General features: G+C 40.7%; 19 protein-coding genes and 1 tRNA gene. 5 read left to right on the forward strand and 15 right to left on the reverse strand.

Annotated elements, in window-relative coordinates:
* The first annotated feature begins 82 nt into the window (after positions 1–82).
* Entirely contained in the window at positions 83–1456 is a 1374-nt protein-coding gene (locus DXD78_RS07610; RefSeq protein WP_117652669.1) for a sigma-54 dependent transcriptional regulator, read from the forward strand.
* Positions 1453–2418, forward strand: a complete 966-nt coding sequence (locus tag DXD78_RS07615; RefSeq protein WP_009038404.1) for a PAS domain-containing sensor histidine kinase — start codon at positions 1453–1455, stop codon at positions 2416–2418. The genes DXD78_RS07610 and DXD78_RS07615 overlap by 4 nt, the downstream gene beginning before the upstream one ends.
* Positions 2419–2880: 462 nt before the next feature.
* On the opposite strand, the gene DXD78_RS07620 is transcribed toward DXD78_RS07615, so the two are convergent.
* From DXD78_RS07620 to DXD78_RS07695, 14 genes are all read right to left on the reverse strand, one after another.
* Positions 2881–4536 (reverse strand): leucine-rich repeat protein, encoded by a 1656-nt coding sequence (locus tag DXD78_RS07620; RefSeq protein ID WP_009038405.1) that lies wholly within the window; start codon positions 4534–4536, stop codon positions 2881–2883.
* An 18-nt stretch (positions 4537–4554) separates the two neighbouring features.
* On the reverse strand, positions 4555–5328 hold the full coding sequence (locus DXD78_RS07625; protein WP_009038406.1) for a hypothetical protein: 774 nt from the start codon (positions 5326–5328) through the stop codon (positions 4555–4557).
* A gap of 587 nt (positions 5329–5915) precedes the next feature.
* On the reverse strand, positions 5916–6503 hold the full coding sequence (locus DXD78_RS07635; RefSeq protein ID WP_009038407.1) for a tyrosine-type recombinase/integrase: 588 nt from the start codon (positions 6501–6503) through the stop codon (positions 5916–5918).
* A gap of 150 nt (positions 6504–6653) precedes the next feature.
* Complete coding sequence (locus DXD78_RS07640) at positions 6654–7100, reverse strand: JAB domain-containing protein (RefSeq protein WP_009038408.1); 447 nt, start codon at positions 7098–7100, stop codon at positions 6654–6656.
* A gap of 11 nt (positions 7101–7111) precedes the next feature.
* Positions 7112–7387, reverse strand: a complete 276-nt coding sequence (locus tag DXD78_RS07645) for a hypothetical protein (RefSeq protein ID WP_009038409.1) — start codon at positions 7385–7387, stop codon at positions 7112–7114.
* Between the two features lie 88 nt (positions 7388–7475).
* Positions 7476–7745, reverse strand: coding sequence for a Txe/YoeB family addiction module toxin (locus DXD78_RS07650; protein WP_004292580.1), 270 nt, complete (start codon positions 7743–7745; stop codon positions 7476–7478).
* Complete coding sequence (locus DXD78_RS07655) at positions 7742–7996, reverse strand: type II toxin-antitoxin system Phd/YefM family antitoxin (RefSeq protein ID WP_009038410.1); 255 nt, start codon at positions 7994–7996, stop codon at positions 7742–7744. The genes DXD78_RS07650 and DXD78_RS07655 overlap by 4 nt, the downstream gene beginning before the upstream one ends.
* A gap of 130 nt (positions 7997–8126) precedes the next feature.
* Positions 8127–9152 (reverse strand): DUF3871 family protein, encoded by a 1026-nt coding sequence (locus tag DXD78_RS07660; protein WP_009038411.1) that lies wholly within the window; start codon positions 9150–9152, stop codon positions 8127–8129.
* 495 nt (positions 9153–9647) lie between these two features.
* Positions 9648–11468, reverse strand: a complete 1821-nt coding sequence (locus DXD78_RS07670) for a DEAD/DEAH box helicase family protein (protein WP_009038412.1) — start codon at positions 11466–11468, stop codon at positions 9648–9650.
* 56 nt (positions 11469–11524) lie between these two features.
* On the reverse strand, positions 11525–12016 hold the full coding sequence (locus DXD78_RS07675; protein ID WP_009038413.1) for a hypothetical protein: 492 nt from the start codon (positions 12014–12016) through the stop codon (positions 11525–11527).
* Positions 12013–12570, reverse strand: a complete 558-nt coding sequence (locus DXD78_RS07680; protein WP_009038414.1) for a hypothetical protein — start codon at positions 12568–12570, stop codon at positions 12013–12015. Before DXD78_RS07680 ends, DXD78_RS07675 begins: the two co-directional genes overlap by 4 nt.
* 525 nt (positions 12571–13095) lie before the next feature.
* Entirely contained in the window at positions 13096–14310 is a 1215-nt protein-coding gene (locus DXD78_RS07685; protein ID WP_034529842.1) for a site-specific integrase, read from the reverse strand.
* A gap of 117 nt (positions 14311–14427) precedes the next feature.
* A tRNA-Pro gene (locus tag DXD78_RS07690) sits at positions 14428–14502 on the reverse strand.
* Positions 14503–14588: 86 nt separating this feature from the next.
* Complete coding sequence (locus DXD78_RS07695) at positions 14589–15296, reverse strand: tRNA1(Val) (adenine(37)-N6)-methyltransferase (RefSeq protein WP_008664560.1); 708 nt, start codon at positions 15294–15296, stop codon at positions 14589–14591.
* Between the two features lie 171 nt (positions 15297–15467).
* On the opposite strand from DXD78_RS07695, the gene lon reads away from it, so the two are divergent.
* Genes lon through DXD78_RS07710 form a run of 3 tightly spaced genes read left to right on the forward strand, consistent with a single transcriptional unit; the run spans position 15468 to position 20208 of the window.
* Positions 15468–17948, forward strand: coding sequence for an endopeptidase La (gene lon / locus DXD78_RS07700; protein WP_005825468.1), 2481 nt, complete (start codon positions 15468–15470; stop codon positions 17946–17948).
* On the forward strand, positions 17945–19075 hold the full coding sequence (gene tgt / locus DXD78_RS07705) for a tRNA guanosine(34) transglycosylase Tgt (protein WP_008664563.1): 1131 nt from the start codon (positions 17945–17947) through the stop codon (positions 19073–19075). The genes lon and tgt overlap by 4 nt, the downstream gene beginning before the upstream one ends.
* The gene (locus tag DXD78_RS07710; RefSeq protein ID WP_009038416.1) at positions 19072–20208 is read left to right on the forward strand and encodes an LptF/LptG family permease; all 1137 of its coding nucleotides are present in this window, start codon (positions 19072–19074) and stop codon (positions 20206–20208) included. Before tgt ends, DXD78_RS07710 begins: the two co-directional genes overlap by 4 nt.
* Before the next feature lie 273 nt (positions 20209–20481).
* Here DXD78_RS07710 and DXD78_RS07715 read toward each other — a convergent pair whose 3' ends face one another.
* Positions 20482–20982, reverse strand: coding sequence for a thioredoxin-like domain-containing protein (locus tag DXD78_RS07715; RefSeq protein ID WP_005825473.1), 501 nt, complete (start codon positions 20980–20982; stop codon positions 20482–20484).
* Positions 20983–21220 lie beyond the last annotated feature (238 nt).

The following is a 21220-nucleotide window of genomic DNA, read 5'->3' on the forward strand; positions in this document are numbered from 1 at the left end:
ACACATGGATATTATACTTATCTTTGCCCGTACAAGAGATGTGGGATTGTGTAGGCCTTGCCTGCACGAAAAGAAAACAGATATGGAGCAGTTTGGTAAAATATTGATTGTAGATGATAACGAGGATGTCCTTTTTGCACTGAACCTTCTTCTCGAACCCTACGCCGAGAAGATAAAAGTGGCAGTGACTCCCGACCGCATCGAGCATTTTATGACCACTTTCCGTCCGGACATTATTCTGCTGGATATGAATTTCAGCCGTGATGCCATCAGTGGTCAGGAAGGTTTCGACAGCTTGAAGCAGATTCTGAGTATCGACCCGCAAGCAGTGGTCATCTTCATGACTGCCTACGCGGATACGGACAAGGCGGTGCGTGCCATCAAAGCGGGGGCTACGGATTTCATTCCCAAGCCGTGGGAGAAGGAGAAGTTGCTGGCCACCCTTTCTTCGGGCATGAAGCTGCGTCGTTCGCGGACCGAGATAAATCTGCTGAAAGAGCAGGTGGAAGTTCTGAGCAATGTCACAGCAGGAGGCTCCGAAGAGATTATTATCGGTGATTCTCCTGTCATGCAGCAAGTCTTCTCTACTGTGGAGAAGTTGCGCGATACGGATGCCAACATACTTATATTGGGTGAGAATGGAACCGGAAAGGATGTGATTGCCCGCCTGCTTTACCGCAATTCTCCCCGCTATGGAAAGCCGTTTGTTACGATAGACCTCGGCAGTATTCCCGAACAGTTGTTCGAAAGCGAGTTGTTCGGCTACGAGAAAGGCGCCTTCACCGATGCACGGAAAGCGAAAGCCGGACGTATGGAAGTGGCAACCGGCGGTACGCTTTTTCTGGACGAGATAGGTAATCTTTCCCTGCCCATGCAGGCCAAATTGCTGACTGCCATCGAAAAGCGTTGTATCAGTCGTTTGGGAAGTACGCAGGCTACGCCCATTGATGTGCGGCTCATCTGCGCCACCAATGCAGACATCCGTCGGCTGGTGGACGAAGGAGACTTCCGCCAAGACCTGCTGTATCGCATCAACACCATCGAACTCCATATCCCCCCTCTGCGGGAACGCGGAAACGACATCCTCTTGCTGGCAGAGTATTTCCTGCAACGGTATGCCCGCAAATATCAGAAAGAGATGCGCGGGCTGACCCGCGAGGCGAAGAACAAGTTGCTGAAATATGCCTGGCCGGGTAATGTACGTGAGTTGCAGCATACCATGGAACGTGCCGTGATACTGGGAGGCGGCTCTTTGCTTCGTCCGGAAAACTTCATGTTCCAAGCTTCGGCTTCCCGCCAGAAGAAGGAAGAAGAAGTCCTCAACCTGGAACAATTGGAACGGCAGGCGGTGGAACGTGCCATGCGGCTCAGCGAGGGAAATGTGACCCGTGCCGCCGAATACTTGGGCATTACCCGCTTCGCCTTGTACCGGAAACTTGAAAAACTGGGCTTATGAAACGATATTCATTGATTGTGGCACTGCACATCCTCGGCATAGCCTTCCTTTCGGTCGGCGTTTATCTGCTGGTGGATGCCGGACTGTGGTTCAGTGCGCTGATGGCTTTTTTGATATTGCTGGCGATTGCCGTTCATCTGTACCGCCTGCAGATGATGCAAGTGCGTATGATGCGCCATTTGGCAGAGAGCCTGCGCTATGACGACATGATGCTGTCGTTCCGTTCTCCCTACAAGAACCGGTCTATGGAGGATATGGTGGATGAGCTTTCAGAAGCGATGAGGAATTTCCGTACCCGCGTGCTGGAACGCAATGAGATGGAAGCGTGGCAAAAGCTGATACGTGTGCTGACGCACGAAATAATGAATTCGATTACTCCTATCATCTCCCTCTCCGAGACCTTGAGCGAACGGGAAGTGTCGGAAAAGAACTACCCCGTCATGCGGCAGGGAATGCAGACTATCCACCGCCGTAGCAAGGGTTTGCTGGAGTTTGTGGAGAATTACCGGAAGCTGACAAGACTTCCCGCCCCCGTTCGTCGTCCGGTTGCTGTCCACGAATTGCTGCAGGATTTGCAGAAGCTGTTTTCGGAAGAGTATATCCGGATAGAGCTTCCGGAGACCGACCGCATACTCCAAATAGACCGGACACAGATAGAACAAGTACTGATTAATCTGATTAAAAACGCCAAAGAAGCATGTAGCAGGAAGGAACATCCCCTGATAGAAGTGAAGATGCTACCCGCCCTCTCGTGGCAATGCCTTATTACTGTCAGCGACAATGGCGAAGGTATCTTACCGGAAGTGCAGGATAAGATTTTTGTACCGTTCTTCACCACCAAGCCTTCCGGCTCGGGCATCGGGCTCAGTTTATGTAAACAAGTGATGAATCGGCATGGCGGCAATATTACGGTGCAGTCTGCTGTGGGAAAAGGGAGTTGCTTTACGTTGCTATTTGGATAAATGGAAAAGAGGGTATATACAAAAATAAGCTACTGAAAAAATCAGTAGCTTATTAATTTCTGTCGGGGTAGCGGGATTCGAACCCACGACCCCCTGCTCCCAAAGCAGGTGCGCTAACCTTATTAATGTCATTGTAAAATAACTGGTATTAAGTCGATTAGCTTATATCTACTTTTCGCTTAAATGAAGCGGTTTAACTCTTGGTTTAACTTAGAGGCAAAACAAGAAGTGTTTGACAATAATTTAATAATCTCTTTTGCAGAATAAACCTGCATTGCAAAAATAGCAATTATAAAATGAAGTTTCAAATATCTATATAGTTATTCAAAGTAAAGCATAGTACTTTTTTGAATTGGGGTCTATAAAACTAACTTTCACTAAAAAAGGTACTAAAGGAAAACAGATTTCCAATAATACCTTATTCTGAATAATAGTTGATAGTTTAAAAGTTACTACGTATAATTATTCTTCTACTATATTTTTAAAATCTCCCCATATTGGTGCTGCCCAATATTTAGTTGCACAACCTTTAGGAACGTATAAAGTAGCATTAAAATTAGCAAATGGAGACGAATTACCAACAGTAGGTGGATTTTCTCCAAGCATATGAATTTCTTGTAATTGAGGACAACTAAAAGCACCCCAACCTATTTGGATTACACTTGCTGGAATATAAATAGATTTAATTGGGCAATCAGAGAAAGCCCAATTATCTATATGAGTTAGTGAATTACCTTCAAAAGTTATTGTTTTTAGAGATGTACAGTAATTGAAAGCAGAAGCTCCAATATAACTAATTTTAGAGGGTATTTGGATAGTTTCTAATTGAATGCAATTTCTAAAAGCGTCCCAACCAATGCTTCGAGTATATTTAGGCAATATAATATTTTTTATTAAAGTGTTACCAAACATACTTTTGTCTATTTCTTCATCCGTTCCATAACTTTTGTCTATTAAAGTATTATATAGGTCAACAGCGATGATTTTACCTTTACCACCTTTCGATTTTAATAGTAAATCATTGATAAATGATATATCATTACTATTCAATCTGCCCGAAACCGTTAAAGAGGTAATTTGATATTTCTCACTTTCATCAATTAATGAAAACAATGTTCCTGCCGTTTGTACTTCAACACTTTTAGATGCAGATTTATTGGTCTGAGTAATAGAAAGTTCCTGAATTAAATCGGAATTTTTATCCTTAATTAAAACTACACCAGTTCGGGGAGTTTCTGTTTCTGAAACACTTATATATAACTTTTGGACTTTAGCTTGTGCATTTTCAATCTTATCCAATTTTATCCAACTATATGTTTTATCAATTACAACCTCATATTCTGTATTTGTGGTAAGTAGGAATATGGCATTTCCACCTTCTTTCGGGAATGTCTCTTGCAGCTTATCTAATTCAATCAAACTTTTAGGAAGTTGCAAGATATGCAAAGAAGGAGCTAATGATTCGGTTACTATTCCATTTTTGGGTATAATGTATATATCACACTCTCGTTTATCATAGTTGAGATTAGGAGCAATGGTGAATTCAATATTGTTAGTTGAAATAGCTTTAGTTCTGTTTGAAAATTTAACCCAATCTTGATGCTCTGTTGGAATTTGTACATCATAGTCAATATTACTTGTAACTTCAATCTGATAATTTCCTCCGTTACTGTTAGATTTTATTAAGTCTGTTGATAATGAAATTACGTCATTTTGTTTCTGTTTTATTGTGAATGATTTGGATATATCACCAGTGGTTATTGTTATAGTCGCACTTCTTTCTTCTCCGCTTGTATTTTGAGCAATCATTAAACGAACATTTGTGAATGTAGACATCGACATATCGTTTGTTATATCCATTGAAGCAGGATGATATTCGCACCAATCTTTTTGGCTATCATTATAGTTGATTGTAGAAGTCCAACTTTTGTTGGCTGTTACTGTGATTTCAAAATAGCATTGAAATGGAGAAGCTATGATACCTTCTGATAAAAAATTCTCTGCTTGTTGGCAGTCTATTTCCAATAATGTAGGAATTTCTTCTTCAGAACTACAAGACCCCAACTCTGCGCATACAGCAATCAATAATGAAGCTGTCAATAATCTAAATATTTTCATATCAAGTTAGCTATTAAATTAGGAATTATGAATATTGTTTTCTTTAATTCGTTTTATGATTCTGTCTTTAATCGGGTCAAGAATAAAAAAGCCAATAAAAAGAAATAAGGTTACTCCAGTGAAAGCAAAAACGACAATAATTTCTGTATTTTTTGTCCAACTGGAATAACTAAATTCATCAGAAAACAAATACCACACAATTAGAATAATGGGGGTAAGAAACATCTGTATCCATGCAATAGAAAGAACTGTTTGATAAAGCTTACTTTCTCTTAGAGCTTCTTCTATTAAAGCCTCTTCCGCTTCTTGTATTCTCTGTTGTTCTTGTCGCTCACGTGCAACAATTTTATCATGGGCACGTTGTGCTAATAGTTGTTTTTCCTTTTCAAGTTCAAGTTGTTTTCTTCTGATAAAGTACTTCTCAATATCTGATAAACTTTTGGGAGCGAATGTATCTCTTTGCAATTCATCAATCATAAAAGAATATTGATTTGTTCCGTCTAACTGCAAAGCAAAAATTATATCATCAACAAACGCAGGATGCAACATATACGAAGCACTCTTTGTGCTGATTAAAATAGATTGGTTTACTGGAATATATTTCCATGTAGCATTAGTTACTTCTCCACTTACAGAGATTATCAGACTACCGTCATGCTGAAATAAGTATATCTCTTTGCAACCGGAGTCATTAAAAACAGACCACGATTTAGAGCAAAGAATGGCTTCTACATCTAAACTCTCGCTAAATTTCTTATATCTATTAAGAATATCCAGTAAGTAGGTTTTCATATTTGCACCTTTATGCTCACCTGCTCCCTACAATGAGCCATAAATAAAAAAGATGTGGGAACACTATTTGCTTTATCCTTGTAACTGGCTCTCGCATTGCCTTTGCTGTGAATAAAACAATAGCGACCCACACCAAAGGGCATATAGAAACCTTACAAACATAAGGTAGGTATATATCCAAGTGTGGGTGCTACTGCTATCATCTTCACAGCGTTTCAAATTTGCGAGATTTGTTACAAGAAGATAATTTCAATAACACCTTTCGTTAAATATGTCCTTCCAACTCCCTATCTCATTAGTTCATTGGAATTGGTGCAAAGATAACGAAAGGTTTTAAATCATTAGGTATGAAGTGTGGATTAATAGTAAATTCTATGCTCTCAAACATAGTCTGAATGGGATATTTAATAAGAGTTGAGATAGTTATAAACTCTGTAAACTTATGGAATTGACTTACTTCTATAAGACTGAAATGCCAAACTGCCAAGATTGGACTTTAAATGTATCTAAGCTCAATATTTTATAGATTTGGGACAGAACCATTCAGACCACTATAAAGATGTATCTTAATAATCCTGTCCCAATTATCAGAAGCTCAAACAGTCATAAGTCTGTAAGATTTCTTCCTGCCTTAATCCCAAGTATCTTTTAGTAATGGCAACAGAACTATGGTTGAACAGTTCCATCAACTTTACTAATGCTAACTCTGCATTATCACTGTTCATATTATAGACCTGCCTACCAAAAGTCTTTCTAAGGGAATGGCAACTAAAGTTCTTAATCTTTAACTTGTACTTCTTCTTCACCTCTTTAAGAATGATATTGATTCTTTGAACTGTGAAGATAGTGCCTTTCTGACTTATAAGAATTGGTGCATTGATTCCAACAGGATTTATATGCTCGTAACACTCTTTGATATGCTGCTGTAACTGTGGGTTTAGTCTGATAGTCCTTACCTTGCCTGTCTTCTTCTCAATTACTGTAAACTCGTCAGTACCTAATATCTGCTTCCACCTTAGAGATAGAATATCAGATATTCTTAATCCTGTGAAGCATCCCAAAGCTATAAGAAGTGAGATTTTATAATTCTCGTCTTTGGCTAACTTTCTAATGAGGTTCATAGCATCAGACCATATAAGATAGTCTGCCGTTGTGCTTGAATATTTAAGTGACATAATGTTCTGTTTTATAATAAAACGAATAGAAGTGAATATTAATTCTGAGTTGGATTTACTAACTCACTGATTACTAAAGGAACATTCACTAATAGCAGAAGTGAATATGATAAGGACACCCAACTTAAAAATTGAGTGCCTTCTACCTTATTATAATTCTCCCTCGTCAGCAAAACTGTAATATCCTGTATCTGTTAATATGAGGTGGTCTAAAACTGTAATTCTCATTAGTCTTGCAGCTTCTTTGACCTGCTTAGTAATCTCCATATCCTGCCTGCTTGGTTTCAGATTACCGCTTGGGTGGTTATGAGCAAGAATGATAGCTACTGAATTGGTGAGCAATGCGGCTTGTAGGATAACTCTGACATCAGCACAAGTTTCAGTAATTCCACCCTCTGATATGAGAGTGTAGCCTAAAACTTGGCTGGATTGGTTTAGAAACAAGACTTTAAAATATTCTTTGTAACAGATTGTACCTTCCTTATATGTAGGAAGTAAATATTTATATGCGTCCTCAGAACTGCCTACCTTATATATATTCTTGAATTTTGGTTTGTAGGACAGTTCCACTTCTCCAACAGTATAATCTATATCCATAATATCAAGTATTAAAATGGTTTATCGCCATATTCATAAACAAGAATTGAATTGCATACTCTATCGTAGAATGAGAATCCACAGCAAGTATGAAAATAGCTCTCATAAACTGCTGCATACTCTCCATGCTGCCTACTGTTCCTATCCAAAAATGAATCAAACTTGTGCAACCAATATTTAAGTGCTTGCAAGCGTTTGATATATTGCAGATTGTTCTCACAGTAGCATAATTTCTCTTGTAAAGAGGTGATATGATTGATAGCATTTTCAATTTTAGATTTATCCATAATGTCATAGAATTTGTAAAGTGTAAAACAGAAAAAGGACACCTAACTTAATAGATGTCCTTTTAATTAATAAGATGTGATAATGTAGTTACTTCTTGGAATAGTGATATTTCATGGAGAATATGTAAATCTCTATCATATCATTATGCACAGAATAAATAAGTCTATGCTCTGAATTAATTCGTCTTGACCATTTACCTGCCAATTCATATTTGAGAGGTTCAGGTTTACCTATACCAGTGTAAGGATGTTCCAATATATCGGCGAGTAATTTCTTAATGCGTTTGGTTATGTTGGGGTCATTCTTTTTCCAATATTCCCAATGTTCTTGTGCAATAGGAGTAAATATCAGTTTCATAGTTCATCTAAATTTACTTCTATTCCCCTGCCTGCCTTTAAGTCTTCTTCTCCTTTACGAATATCATTCATGGTCTGTTCAGAAGACATGATATATTCGGTCTCTTTCAAAGAATTATATTCTTCCAAAGAAATCATTACTACTCCCGTACCATTACCACGATTGATAAGTACCGTATCGCAATCGTCAATAACCGAGTCAATATAACCTTTTAGATTGGCTCTTAAATCTGTGTAATTGGCTGTTCTCATAAATCCTCCTTTTTATAATGCAAATATATGTACTTATTTGCGTACTTACAAATATAATTAGTTAATTATTAAGTATGAAGAAAGGACACCAACTTAATGATGTCCTTTCCTCTGTCAATCAACAATCCACTCAGCCCAAGAACCAAGCGTATTTGTTATCAAGTCCTTGCAGGACGTTGTTAATTCCTACACTGACTTCCGTAGCGTTTACGGCTCGTTGCAGATAAGTATCAATGTAACTTCCCTTGTTAGCCTGCGTCAAAAGATTGTGGAAATCGAACATTGATATGGCGTTGTCCTTTGCTCCGAACACTTCGTTGTGATAGTAGTCGCGACAAACAGAATTAATCTGACTGTCCGTAATCAGAAGTCTTGGAATAGCTTTCTGCCTTGCAGGTGACAATGCTTGAAACATTCTCATCCGCCCTACGATTTGCGCAAATTGTGTCTCGGACAATGAAGTGTTGGTAAGTGACTGCATCAAGTGGATTTCTTTTGCAGGGTTGAAGCTGTGGAACAATTCAAGCACGTTTCTGTAAAGTTCGCTGATATTGGTCACTTCCATATTGAACTTGACACCTTCTCCCGTTAAAACTTGATTGGAACAGATTCTCACTCTCCAGCCAACAAAAACCGAAAACTTCTCCAAGCCTTTGGATGCACGATAAAGGTTAAGGTCTGAATAGTTCCTTACCCCACCGATGCATAGTTCAAGCCTTTGCCCTCTTATTGTTTCGATAATGGTTGGAATGGTAAAGGCAAATGCAAGGCGTTGGTAGAATTGTGTCTTTTCACACTCCAACAGTTCCGATGCTTTCTTACCCAAACTTTGGGGAGTTCTACCACGTACAATATGTGAAACTCTGATGTCCGGCTCGTTCACCCTTTCACCTGCATAGAATGAGCAAGCCGCATCGTGCACACATGAAATAAAGTCTTGGTGTGCGATAGTCAATTCTTGGTTAGCCCAAGTTGGAACAACGCATTTGTTTGTAAGCTCGTCCATAGTGATTGCATCGGTGTTGGCTTCCAAAAAGTTCACGCTCGGCTGTACGGTTGGTTCGTCTTGGATAATGGCAGCTTCTTCCGCATACTCGCCTAAGTTAAATTTCGATTGGTTCTGTGCCATGATAGGCATAATTTGTAATGCTTCCATAATGAATTTGAATTAAATGATTATTGATTGAATGTATTTAACAAGAACAAACCCTAAACACAAGTGAATTTCTTCGCTTGCATCTAAGGCTCGTTCTATGTCTTTCCCTAAATATTCTTTTAAAAGAAATTCGGAGCATTAGTAAATTATAGCTCGGCTACGGGAATAGAATTGTGAACATATACGCTGCTGACAAAAGACATTCTTTTTCATGGATGATGTGAGGTAATAGTATCATCGTGAAGTAAAGAATGCTTTTTTCTTCCATAGCCATGAGGGGGCATAAAAAGGCGGTGTACCTCCGTTTTTATCATCCGGCACAGCATGGGGGAGTGAATTGCGACATGGAGATATGTTCAAATAAAAAAAGAGTCCTCACTTTCATTAGCAAAGACTCTTCGTTTATGAATGATTTGATAAAGCTAAATATTAATGATAGAGTACCTTTTTAAAACAGACCCTATAAAACTAACTTTCATCAAAAAAAGTACTATCCTATATCAATGGTTCTAATATTCTGATAGCTTTCTGATTTCCGATTTTACACTCTTGAATTTTGAAGAAATCTTTTATAGTCATGGCTGTAATCGCATTTTTAGGCGCAGTCTTAACCAATGCGTATAAACGCTTTAATTCTGTTTTAATATATTCACGAGTATATTTCTCGCCAATCTTAAAGGAGTTTTTAAGGAGTTGAACAAACTCTACTCCGCTTGTTTTTTCTCTATAGTTTTTCATAATCATGGCTTCTTTGATTTTTTTGAATGAATAATTGTTTACTTCAATAACTTCTTTGCCTACCGTATCGTAAGCATCGATAATAAAAGCATCAACTTGTCTGATGTCACTGATAAACGATTGTGCCAATGGAGAGTCTCTGTCATCCTTCAACGATTCCAGTAATTCAACGATACGCTTTCGGCTTTCTTTGATAGAACTGCTCTTATCCATGAGGCTCAACCTTTCCTTATCGCCCAATTTGTAAAACAGAGGTTGGGTCAGCTTCGGTAAGAATAGGCTACTTTTCTTGTATCGGTTCACTACTGAATCAATATTGTTGTAGGCAGACTTAACCAATGCTTCATCAACAAAATTGTCAATTGCGAAATAGTTGGTCTTACCGTCTTTTAGCATCCGGTTATATGGCAGTATATCCAATGCAGCCTTATAAGCATTTCGGCTTTCCGAAGATGTTGCACATTCATAGAGATTTTTAATCGTCTTGTAAGCATCCCTGCAACCTTTAAGATATTCCTTGATACCTGCTTGGGTGCGTATCGGATAGTTCTCATTGGTATTGACAACATGAATAGCCAAAGAAGTACCATTTCTGAATCGTCCTATTGCTTGTACCGCATCAGTACATGGGTCAATGATTGTGTATTCTGCAAAATACGGTTCAGTGACAAATACTATATCGGGTTGTTCATCCAATTCAATATCTACAGCAGTATAGTTTCTGCTGGTAAACCACATATAAGGCATTTTATGCTTAATGTTCCAGTATTCATAAGCTCGTTTAAATCCTTTCTTTTTCAACTTCTCAACACTTTTCTCTGCACAGAATACTGCGGACTCATTTTCAACTCCCAATTTACTCATCAACTGGTGTATCATATCAACGCTGTTGGCAAAGAAACAAATACTGCGTGGTTGCTTTTGTTGTGCTTTTATCTGCGGTAGAATTTCTTTCAATGCTTCCAAGACATTGTTGGTCTGCACAATGCTGATAGGGCGTCTATATTTAAAAGTGGGTCGGATGTCTACTATTTTGAAACCTTGACTTTCAAAACGTGGGTCACTCGGTAATATGGGAGTGGCTGAAACAAATGCCTTTTCTCTGAATTTGAAAAAATCATCCATAGGAAGAATTATATCAGCTCTGTAATCAACATCTTTTATCAGCTTGTCGCATTCATCGGATAGGAAGAAGCATATATTATATATGTCAAGTTCCAGTTCCTCGAAAGCACGTTTGATTTTAGCAAATCCTTCGGGAGTGCTTATCAACTTGATAAACTTTCCTGCGGCTAATGTCTTTTCAATATAATCAATGATTTCTTCTGTTGTCACCCCTTGCTTGACACCGAACAGATTATCATTCTTATGCTTTGGGTCTCTGCATTTGCCAATGATAGGCGGTACATTGGGAACAGAAATAATGGAATGTCGCTTAGCCTTTATTTCAGAATAAGTTGCACCCAATCCGGTTAATGTCTTACAAAGGATAGTATTTGTTTCTATCTGTGGCAGGACTTCTGTCAAGTACTGGATTTTACCAGCTATTTTGTTTATAGTTATAAATTTCTTTTTCATTTGTGTGGATTTAAAAAGGAGAGAGGAAATTTGCACTTCCTCTGCTCCGTTTAGATTTAACGAATTAGTCCTTTCTCTTGCAAGTATGAAACAATGTCCTCGTCTCGATTTACAAAGAAGAAGATGTTACCGAATTTGAAGTTGGCTACTGCTGTTAGCTGCCCTCTACGGTCTCTGAACTCGGGTGTAAACTGAATGTTTACAGCCTTACTTTCCACAAACAGTTTGAGCATATTCTTTCGATACTCGTTACCGTTAGTTTGGTCTGATTTCTGAACTTCTGACGGTTCTACGCCAAAGTCCTCACTCTTGCCAGTAGAAAGGTATGTCATAAGCCAGTTTGCAGATTCATCGTTCAACTGATACGCGAAGCGTTTCACGTATGTGCTTTCGACCTTTATCACTTCGTAGCCGTCCTCGTCAATGTCGAAGAAGATGTTCAATCTGTCAAAACGTGACATCATGGACTTCAATTCTTCATGCGCAGCCACATTGTTATATGGTTCGCGATTACTTGAAACGACACTTTCAAAGTTGAAGGTAATCATTTGTCACCTCCTTCCTCTGGATATGGAATATCGGGGTAGATGCTCCAGCCAATTCTTTTGAATTGCCAAGCAGGAAAGTCATCATCTTCACATGAGAAAAATTGATTCTCATTCAAATCCCAAGATTTCCATACCCTGCATTTAAGTCTTTCTCTGATTTCGGGAAGTGCAGCATCCACACGTTCCACATCAAAACCTCTTGTGGTGGTTTCATGCCTTTTATCCGGGAATCTTTTCCTCATGGTACATGCCGCTATCATGAAACGCCATTTTCCGTTTATGAACTCTTGCAATAAGTCTTCATCCCGTTTGGGTTGTGAAGGGAATAAAGGCACGTGTACAAAACCTTCCGCATCTTGTTTTATTATGGGGAAGCCTAATCGCTCTATAATATCAAGCCTTTCGTCTTCACTTTTTACAAGTTCGGGAAGCCACTTCAAATCTTCCAAGGGATTTTTGGGCATGGAAAGCTGTATTTTTCCTTCGGGCATTATGCCTTTCTTTGCCCCATTGTTTTTCCAAAAAGGATAATAGTTTCTTTTAGAATTCTTCATTTTTCAATTTTTTTTAATTAAACAATGAAGCGTATGGACACAAAAAAAGCCACTAATTTCATTTTCTGAATTTGTAATGCAACATACCCTACTTCGACTGATAATAGCCGAACACATAAATTATGTACTTTACAATTTTAACCTCAGAGCAATCCTTTTGATTGCTTTATGAAATTAACAGCGTTCTTTTCGTCCATGCAGACCATACGAGGGAATCATGAAGAACAAGATGCTTATAGTAATGAAGATAAATCTTCTTTGGTGATGTGGTTGAAATAGAGCCTTACAACTCCGTACGCAAGTTTAAACCTTTCAAATCAACCTCACTTTCAATTAGTGGTATCAATGTACCTTTCGCTTCAACAACTCTTTGTTGTTCGATGCAAAGGTACAGCTATTTTTTAATTCACCAAATGGATTTCAAAACATTTTCGCTCCACATATGCACATATAACACTCATTGATAACCTTTTAACAGAAACAAAGAGTTCCACCTTATTATATATAAGGCAGAACTCTTTTTAGTTACAGCAAATGCTTCATCGCTTCATCTACTTGCTTGTTGTCAAAGCTATCCAAATATATTTGAGTAGTCGCCAAGTCTGAATGCCCCAATGCTTCACTTATCAATGCAATGTTTACCCCCGATTTCTTAAGAACACTTGCGAATGAATGGCGAGCGACATAGGTCGTTATATTAGCTTCAATTCCCAATCGCTTACCGAGTGTCCTTAGAATGTCATTCACCTTGCCACGTATTTTATGAATCCTATTCTGCTTCTGTAAAGCTGTTTTATGGACTTTTACATTCAATATCGGGAATAGATAACCATTACTCTCATCGGTGTATTTTTTTATAATTTGCATAGCTTCTTGGGGTATTCCAATCTTGATTAGCTTACCAGTTTTCTGACGGATATAGTGTAACCTACCATTGACGATATTCTCTTGTGTTAAATTGGCAATATCAGTAAAGTTTATACCGCCACACAGATAGCTGAATATAAAAATGTCTTTACTTAACTCCACATATTTCTTTTGTCCTATCGGTTGGGAAGTTTCTGTAAACTTCAACATATCTGTTTTAGCTATGGCTCTCTTTTGAGTAGAAGTGTCGAATTTACTGATTTTATATTCTTGAAAAGGATAATCAGACAAATGGGCACATCTTTCTTTTATTGCTTTATTATATGTGCTTCGTAAGGTACGGAACATTAAACTGATTGTTGTTTCTTTGTTGCCATTACTCCGGAGCCACTTTTCATATTTTTCGAGCCATGCCACATTTATGGTATTAAAGGGTATTTCCAACTTTCCATTAGTAAATCTTTTCAAAGAGTTATAGGAATTAAGGTAAACCAGTCTATTACCACATTTGTTGTTAATCTCACACTGAGCAATTATTTCTTTATAAAAGCAATCTACGGTTTTGGCAACCAGTAGCTTTTCATTTGCTTCAATCAGAGTTGCAGCCGAGTATTCTTTTTGGTCAGACTTTATTTCAAGCATTTTCTTTTGAAGTTCCAGTTTCTTATCAAGAATAATCTTTTGAAGATACTCTAAATTAGGACATTTAGGTTTCGGTTTATTTTTCTGAAAGTCCCAAAACTTGGGATTTACAGATATTCCCAAACTTTGGTATTTCTTCTTTCCGTCTTTACTGATACGAAGCATTAGAGGGTGTTCGCCATTAGATAGGGTCTTGGATTTGTAACAAACCACTGAAATTGTAGCATCCATGTTCATTTTTGGTTTAACTCTCGGTTTAACTCACTTGGTTAAACCAAAGGTAAACCGCCCCATTCGGAGAATAAAAAAAGGAGCTACATTTTACTGTAACTCCTTGATTCTTATCAGTCGGGGTAGCGGGATTCGAACCCACGACCCCCTGCTCCCAAAGCAGGTGCGCTAACCGGACTGCGCTACACCCCGAATACTTTACTTCTGAAAAGCGAGTGCAAAGGTAAAAACAATTCTGATACCAACCAAACATTTAGGCAAGTTTTATGCAATTAAAATTACATTTTCAGATAGAAATCTTTCGTTAAAGCTACATATTCAGGGGTAAACTCATTGTGATTCACCTCAATACAGAGTTTCTCTTCTCTACACTCTTTTGCTTCAAAACCAAAGTTCAGCAATACCCGTCTGCACGGTTTTCCGGGCTTGGTGAAGACTTGCACACGATGCAATGGAAACAACTTATGGTTCCAAGCTGTATCCACAACCGTTTTTTCAGCTTCCGCTGGAATAATGATGCTTACGACTCCTTGCTCTTCAAGCAAAGATGCCGAACGACGAAACAGTAAATCGTAATTCAAATTGCCCGCATGCCGTGCTGTGCACCTTTGTTCGTCAGGACATTTCAACGCATCTATAAAATAGGGAGGATTGGAAACGATGAGGTCAAATCTGTTTTCCGGCTGATAATCTCGGAAATCATGACATATGATCTCTACTCTATCGGCCCATGGAGAGTGAGATACATTTTCTGTGGCTTGTCCGGCTGCAGCCGCATCTATCTCGATTGCAGTAATCCGGGCATGCGGATTCCTTTGCGCTAACTGTAAGGCTATTAATCCGGTACCGGTTCCAACGTCCAGTATACGCTTTGCTTTGTCTGCCGGGGCCCATGCCCCAAGTAGTACACCATCTGTGCCGACCTTCATGGCGCATTTATCATGAAATATGGTAAATTGTTTAAACTTAAAAGATGATTTTGGCATGTTTATCTTCTTTAATTGGGCTCAAAAATAATCAAAGCCTGCATATTTGTCATAAAATTGGCACTGTTTTTGTCTTTTTAAAGGGTGAAGAACGTTTATTTATGAAGAAATAGCTTAACTTTGCAGGCGCTTTATTGGCCTGCCAATATGACATAAACTAAAAAGAAAGAAATGAAGAAAAGAAATTACCTGAGTGATGTCGAAGATAGAAGCGGAAACGCTTTCTCTGTAATTGCTGATTTTGAGGGGAATGAAGAACAATTGATGGACATTGAGGTAGAAGAGGTTTTACCGATATTGCCTCTCCGAAATATGGTATTGTTCCCTGGGGTGTTTATGCCGGTATCTGTAGGAAGAAAATCTTCCCTCAAATTGGTGCGTGAAGCAGAAAAGAAAAATTCTTATATAGCTGTTGTATGCCAAAAGGTGGCTGAAACAGAGACACCTCTGTTTGAGGATTTACATACCATCGGTACAGTTGCCAAGATAGTACGTGTGCTTGAAATGCCAGACCAGACAACTACAGTCATTCTGCAAGGCTCCAAACGTATGGAACTGAAGGAGATTACGGATACGACTCCTTATCTGAAGGGACGGATAGCTACGCTGAATGAAGAACTTCCGGAGAAGAATGACAAGGAATTCCATGCATTGGTAGAGGCGTGTAAAGACTTGACAGTACGCTACATCAAGTCATCCGATATGTTTCCGCAGGATTCGGCATTTGCCATCAAGAACATTACCAATCCAATGTTTTTGGTAGACTTTATCTGTACGAACCTGCCACTCAAGAAAGACGAAAAGATAGAACTGCTCCGTATCGACTCTTTGCGGGCGCGTACCTACCGCCTGCTTGAGATTCTGAATCGTGAAGTGCAGCTTGCCGAAATCAAAGAGTCTATCCAGATGCGTGCACGTGAGGATATAGACCAGCAGCAGCGTGAGTATTTCCTGCAGCAGCAGATTAAAACCATTCAGGATGAGCTGGGTGGCGGCGGTCAAGAGCAGGAAATAGAGGAGATGCGTAAGAAGGCGGAGACCATCAAATGGAATGATGAGGTGAAGGCTACGTTCCTGAAAGAGGTGGATAAGTTGGAACGTACCCATCCCCAGTCTCCCGACTATAGCGTGCAGCTGAACTATCTGCAGACGATGCTTAGTTTGCCGTGGGGCATTTATACGACGGATAATCTGAGCCTTGTCAATGCAGAAAAGACACTGAACAAAGACCATTATGGTTTGGAGAAGGTGAAGGAACGCATTCTGGAACATCTTGCTGTATTAAAGCTGAAAGGCGATATGAAATCACCCATCATCTGCCTGTATGGCCCTCCGGGTGTGGGAAAAACCTCTTTGGGGCGTTCCATTGCTGCCGCCTTGAAGCGTAAGTATATCCGTATGTCGCTGGGAGGCGTGCATGATGAAGCTGAGATTCGCGGTCATCGTAAAACCTATATCGGTGCCATGCCGGGACGGATTATCAAGAATCTGATAAAGGCAGGCTCCTCCAATCCGGTATTTATTCTGGATGAAATAGACAAGGTGAGTGCCGACCGCCAGGGGGACCCCTCCTCTGCCCTCCTCGAAGTGCTCGACCCGGAACAGAATACTACATTCCATGATAACTTTCTGGATGTGGACTATGATTTGTCCAAAGTGATGTTCATCGCTACTGCCAATAATCTGAATACCATCCCCGGACCGTTGCTGGACCGTATGGAGCTGATTGAGGTAAGCGGCTATATCACGGAAGAAAAGATTGAGATTGCCCGCCGCCATCTGGTTCCGAAGGAATTGGAGGCAAACGGTATGAAAAAGAATGATATCAAGATTCCGAAGAACACACTGGAAGCCATTATAGAGAATTATACCCGTGAGAGCGGCGTGCGCGAACTGGAAAAGAAAATCGGAAAGATACTCCGTAAATCTGCACGCCAATATGCTACGGACGGTTATTTTGCGAAGACCGAAATAAAACCGGGAGACTTGTATGAATTCCTGGGTGCACCCGAATATACCCGGGACAAGTATCAGGGTAATGAGTATGCAGGGGTGGTGACCGGTCTGGCGTGGACTGCCGTAGGTGGTGAAATACTTTTCGTGGAAACCAGCTTGAGCCGTGGCAAGGGTGGACGTTTGACATTAACCGGCAATTTGGGTGATGTAATGAAAGAGTCGGCCATGCTGGCATTGGAATACATCAAGGCGCATGCCTCCCTGCTGAATCTTGACGAAGAGATTTTTGATAACTGGAACATCCATGTCCATGTGCCCGAAGGCGCCATTCCGAAAGACGGTCCGTCTGCCGGTATCACGATGGCTACCTCCCTCGCTTCTGCCCTCACCCAGAAAAAGGTGAAGGCCAATCTTGCCATGACGGGAGAGATAACACTTCGCGGTAAGGTACTTCCGGTAGGAGGCATCAAGGAGAAGATACTGGCTGCCAAGCGTGCCGGTATCAAGGAGATTATCTTGAGCGACGAGAACCGCAAGAATATAGAAGAGATACAGGATATATATCTGAAAGGACTGACTTTCCACTATGTGAAAGATATTAAGGAAGTGTTTGCCATTGCGCTGACTGATGAAAAAGTAGCCGATGCCATCGACTTGTCCGTAAAGAAAGAAAAGACCGAAAAGAAAGAGGAATGACATTCGAGTTACAATATACAGACAGCAAGACCAATGCACGTGCCGGACTGATTACTACTGACCACGGGCAGATTGAGACACCTATCTTTATGCCGGTAGGTACAGTGGGAACAGTGAAAGGCGTGCATCTGCCTGAGCTGAGAGAGGATATAAAGGCGCAGATTATATTGGGTAATACCTATCATCTTTATCTGCGTCCGGGACTGGAAGTGATAGAAAAAGCCGGTGGACTGCATAAGTTCAACGGCTTTGACCGTCCTATGCTGACAGATAGTGGCGGCTTCCAGGTATTTTCGTTGTCCGGTATCCGCAAGTTGCGCGAAGAAGGTGCGGAATTCCGTTCGCACATCGATGGTAGCAAGCATATCTTTACGCCGGAGAAGGTGATGGATATAGAACGGACTATCGGTGCAGACATCATGATGGCCTTTGATGAATGTCCTCCGGGGGATTCGGACTACGAATATGCCAAAAAATCACTGGGATTGACACATCGCTGGCTGGACCGCTGTATCAAGCGTTTCAATGAAACGGAACCTAAGTACGGTTATCAGCAATCCTTATTCCCCATTGTGCAGGGTTGCGTCTATCGCGACCTCCGCGAGCAGTCGGCAGAGTTTGTCGCCTCTAAAGGTGCTGACGGTAATGCCATTGGCGGTCTGGCTGTGGGCGAGCCTGTAGACAAGATGTACGAGATGATTGAGCTGGTGAACGGTATTCTTCCCAAAGACAAGCCTCGCTATCTGATGGGAGTCGGGACCCCGGTAAACATCCTGGAAGGCATTGAACGCGGTGTCGATATGTTCGACTGTGTGATGCCTACCCGCAACGGACGCAACGGCATGTTGTTTACCAAGGACGGCATCATGAACATGCGCAACAAAAAATGGGAAATGGATTTCTCTCCCATTGAAGCAGACGGTGCCTCCTACGTAGATACCATGTACAGCAAGGCATACTTGCGCCATCTGTTCCATGCACAAGAGCTGCTTGCCATGCAGATAGCATCTATCCACAACTTGGCTTTCTATCTGTGGCTGGCAGGCGAGGCACGTAAGCATATCATTGCAGGCGACTTTGCTACCTGGAAACCGATGATGGTGAAACGCGTATCGACAAGATTATGAGAAAAATGAACTGGAGGATATGGAAGAATATAAAGCTGCCGAGAGGTAAATTCCTGAAGCGGCTGGACTGGTACATTATTAAGAAGTTCCTGGGTACATATGTCTTTGCCATTGCATTGATTATCTCCATTGCGGTGGTGTTCGACTTCAACGAGAAGATGGACCGCTTCATGTCTCATGAAGCGCCGTGGAATGCTATTGTCTTTGATTATTATCTGAACTTCATCCCCTACTTTGCCAATCTGTTCAGTCCGCTGTTCGTGTTTATCGCCGTAATCTTCTTTACTTCCAAACTGGCGGAGAACTCGGAAATTATTGCCATGTTCTCTACGGGAATGAGCTTCAAGCGTATGTTGCGTCCTTACATGGTGTCTGCAGCAATCATTGCGGTAGTAACATTCTGCCTCGGGTCCTATGTCATTCCCAAAGGCAGTGTGACACGTATCAATTTTGAGGACAAGTACTACAAACCCCGTAAGGCGAATACGGCACGGAACATCCAGCTGGAAGTGGATTCGGGGGTAATTGCCTATATCGAACGTTTTGAAGACTACAGCAAGACCGGTTATCGCTTTTCTTTGGACAAGTTCAATGACAAGCAACTGGTCTCCCACCTTACGGCCCGTTCCATTACCTACGACACGACGGCCGTGCATAAGTGGAAAATCAAGGATTATATGATTCGCCAGATGGATGGCATGAAGGAGAGTATCACGAAGGGTGACCGCATAGACACTACCCTTTTTATGGAGCCTGCCGACTTCCTGATTATGAAGAACCAGCAGGAGATGTTGACCAGCCCTCAACTGAGCGAGTACATCAGCAGGCAGCGGCAACGCGGCTTTGCCAACATTAAGGAATTTGAGATTGAGTACCACAAACGCATTGCCATGTCGTTTGCCTCCTTTATCCTGACACTGATTGGAGTGTCTTTGTCTTCCAAGAAAACGAAAGGCGGAATGGGATTGCATTTGGGTATCGGCTTGGCATTGAGTTTCTCTTATATTCTATTTCAGACCATTGCTTCCACATTTGCGGTGAACGGCAACATGCCTCCGGTCATCGCTGTATGGATACCGAATATAATGTATGCCTTCATCGCATTCTATCTATATAGGAAAGCGCCGAAATAAGCATTCTAAACCTCTACTTCAGCTTGCTCAAGTTGAGGTTTGGCGTACTAAAGCAGAGGTTTAGGATGTTTGTCTCTGGAAGCCCATTAAAATAAGAAGCCCCTCCCACTCTTGCGTTGTACAAGTGCGGGAGGGGCTTTTTGTTGTATTCATTTTCCTCTTTTGTTCTGTTCCCTTTTTTGCCGGAAAGAGATGTCGGTTTCTAGGGAACACCCTCACTTTCGTCTTACAGGTTCTTTAAGTTGCTGTTGTATGCACCGGGCATCAGCAAGCTTAATTCAAGTAAGCGGAAAGTTCTGCAGCAGAGATGTTTTTGGCAATAATTACACCATTATCATCCAGTAAATAGTTAGTGAATCCGCGGCCCAAGCGATACTTCTTAAAGAGGCCGGAATATTCGCCTTTAGTTTCCACGAAACAAGTGGGCGTAACTATTTGGTCCTTACGGATGGTTTCTTCAAAGATTGACTGATACTCATCGAATGAAACTGAAACCATCTTCACATTGTTGCGGGCAGTAGAGCGAAGCGCATTGCTCAAACTTGCGTTCTGCATCCGGGACTGCGCGTCGTAACTTGCCCAAAAACTGAGCAACACATACTTTCCTTTCAAGTCTGAAAGTTCGGTTTGGGATTGCTCTGCCGACATGGTTTGGATTTTGAAATCCGGGGCCATGTCACCCACATTCAAACCTCCGGTAGGTTTGTCTTTTTCTACAAAAGAAGTCAAGGAACTTATTAGTAATACAACAAAAATCCATTTTGCATATTTCATGCGGCACGGTTTTGGTTAATACTATCCGGGACTGTCCTTCAACAGTGATTTCTTCCCGGAACATCGTCTTGTCAAAGCCTTGAATAGTGATAAAGATGCTGATAATCAAAGCTTTTAATTCTGAAATCGGGTGCAAAGGTAAGTAATTCCTAAACAAACTTCCAAATAAACAAGCATTTTTCTCACTTTTTAGGGGCATATTTTTATGTTATTTAGCATAAATAGCGGGAATTTTCCT

This window comes from Bacteroides sp. D20 (genome assembly GCF_003436255.1).
Lineage (GTDB): Bacteria > Bacteroidota > Bacteroidia > Bacteroidales > Bacteroidaceae > Bacteroides > Bacteroides uniformis.

What these genes read in the sequence shown, in the direction of transcription:
- DXD78_RS07660 (WP_009038411.1), bottom strand. Translation starts at nt 9,152, where the DNA reads ATGGAAGCATTACAAATTATGCCTATCATGGCACAGAACCAATCGAAA.
- DXD78_RS07645 (WP_009038409.1), bottom strand. Translation starts at nt 7,387, where the DNA reads ATGGATAAATCTAAAATTGAAAATGCTATCAATCATATCACCTCTTTA.
- DXD78_RS07610 (WP_117652669.1), top strand. Translation starts at nt 83, where the DNA reads ATGGAGCAGTTTGGTAAAATATTGATTGTAGATGATAACGAGGATGTC.
- DXD78_RS07650 (WP_004292580.1), bottom strand. Translation starts at nt 7,745, where the DNA reads ATGAAACTGATATTTACTCCTATTGCACAAGAACATTGGGAATATTGG.
- DXD78_RS07715 (WP_005825473.1), bottom strand. Translation starts at nt 20,982, where the DNA reads ATGAAATATGCAAAATGGATTTTTGTTGTATTACTAATAAGTTCCTTG.
- DXD78_RS07615 (WP_009038404.1), top strand. Translation starts at nt 1,453, where the DNA reads ATGAAACGATATTCATTGATTGTGGCACTGCACATCCTCGGCATAGCC.
- DXD78_RS07695 (WP_008664560.1), bottom strand. Translation starts at nt 15,296, where the DNA reads ATGCCAAAATCATCTTTTAAGTTTAAACAATTTACCATATTTCATGAT.
- DXD78_RS07640 (WP_009038408.1), bottom strand. Translation starts at nt 7,100, where the DNA reads ATGGATATAGATTATACTGTTGGAGAAGTGGAACTGTCCTACAAACCA.
- DXD78_RS07675 (WP_009038413.1), bottom strand. Translation starts at nt 12,016, where the DNA reads ATGATTACCTTCAACTTTGAAAGTGTCGTTTCAAGTAATCGCGAACCA.
- DXD78_RS07620 (WP_009038405.1), bottom strand. Translation starts at nt 4,536, where the DNA reads ATGAAAATATTTAGATTATTGACAGCTTCATTATTGATTGCTGTATGC.
- DXD78_RS07625 (WP_009038406.1), bottom strand. Translation starts at nt 5,328, where the DNA reads ATGAAAACCTACTTACTGGATATTCTTAATAGATATAAGAAATTTAGC.
- DXD78_RS07670 (WP_009038412.1), bottom strand. Translation starts at nt 11,468, where the DNA reads ATGAAAAAGAAATTTATAACTATAAACAAAATAGCTGGTAAAATCCAG.
- DXD78_RS07680 (WP_009038414.1), bottom strand. Translation starts at nt 12,570, where the DNA reads ATGAAGAATTCTAAAAGAAACTATTATCCTTTTTGGAAAAACAATGGG.
- tgt (WP_008664563.1), top strand. Translation starts at nt 17,945, where the DNA reads ATGACATTCGAGTTACAATATACAGACAGCAAGACCAATGCACGTGCC.
- lon (WP_005825468.1), top strand. Translation starts at nt 15,468, where the DNA reads ATGAAGAAAAGAAATTACCTGAGTGATGTCGAAGATAGAAGCGGAAAC.
- DXD78_RS07710 (WP_009038416.1), top strand. Translation starts at nt 19,072, where the DNA reads ATGAGAAAAATGAACTGGAGGATATGGAAGAATATAAAGCTGCCGAGA.
- DXD78_RS07685 (WP_034529842.1), bottom strand. Translation starts at nt 14,310, where the DNA reads ATGGATGCTACAATTTCAGTGGTTTGTTACAAATCCAAGACCCTATCT.
- DXD78_RS07655 (WP_009038410.1), bottom strand. Translation starts at nt 7,996, where the DNA reads ATGAGAACAGCCAATTACACAGATTTAAGAGCCAATCTAAAAGGTTAT.
- DXD78_RS07635 (WP_009038407.1), bottom strand. Translation starts at nt 6,503, where the DNA reads ATGTCACTTAAATATTCAAGCACAACGGCAGACTATCTTATATGGTCT.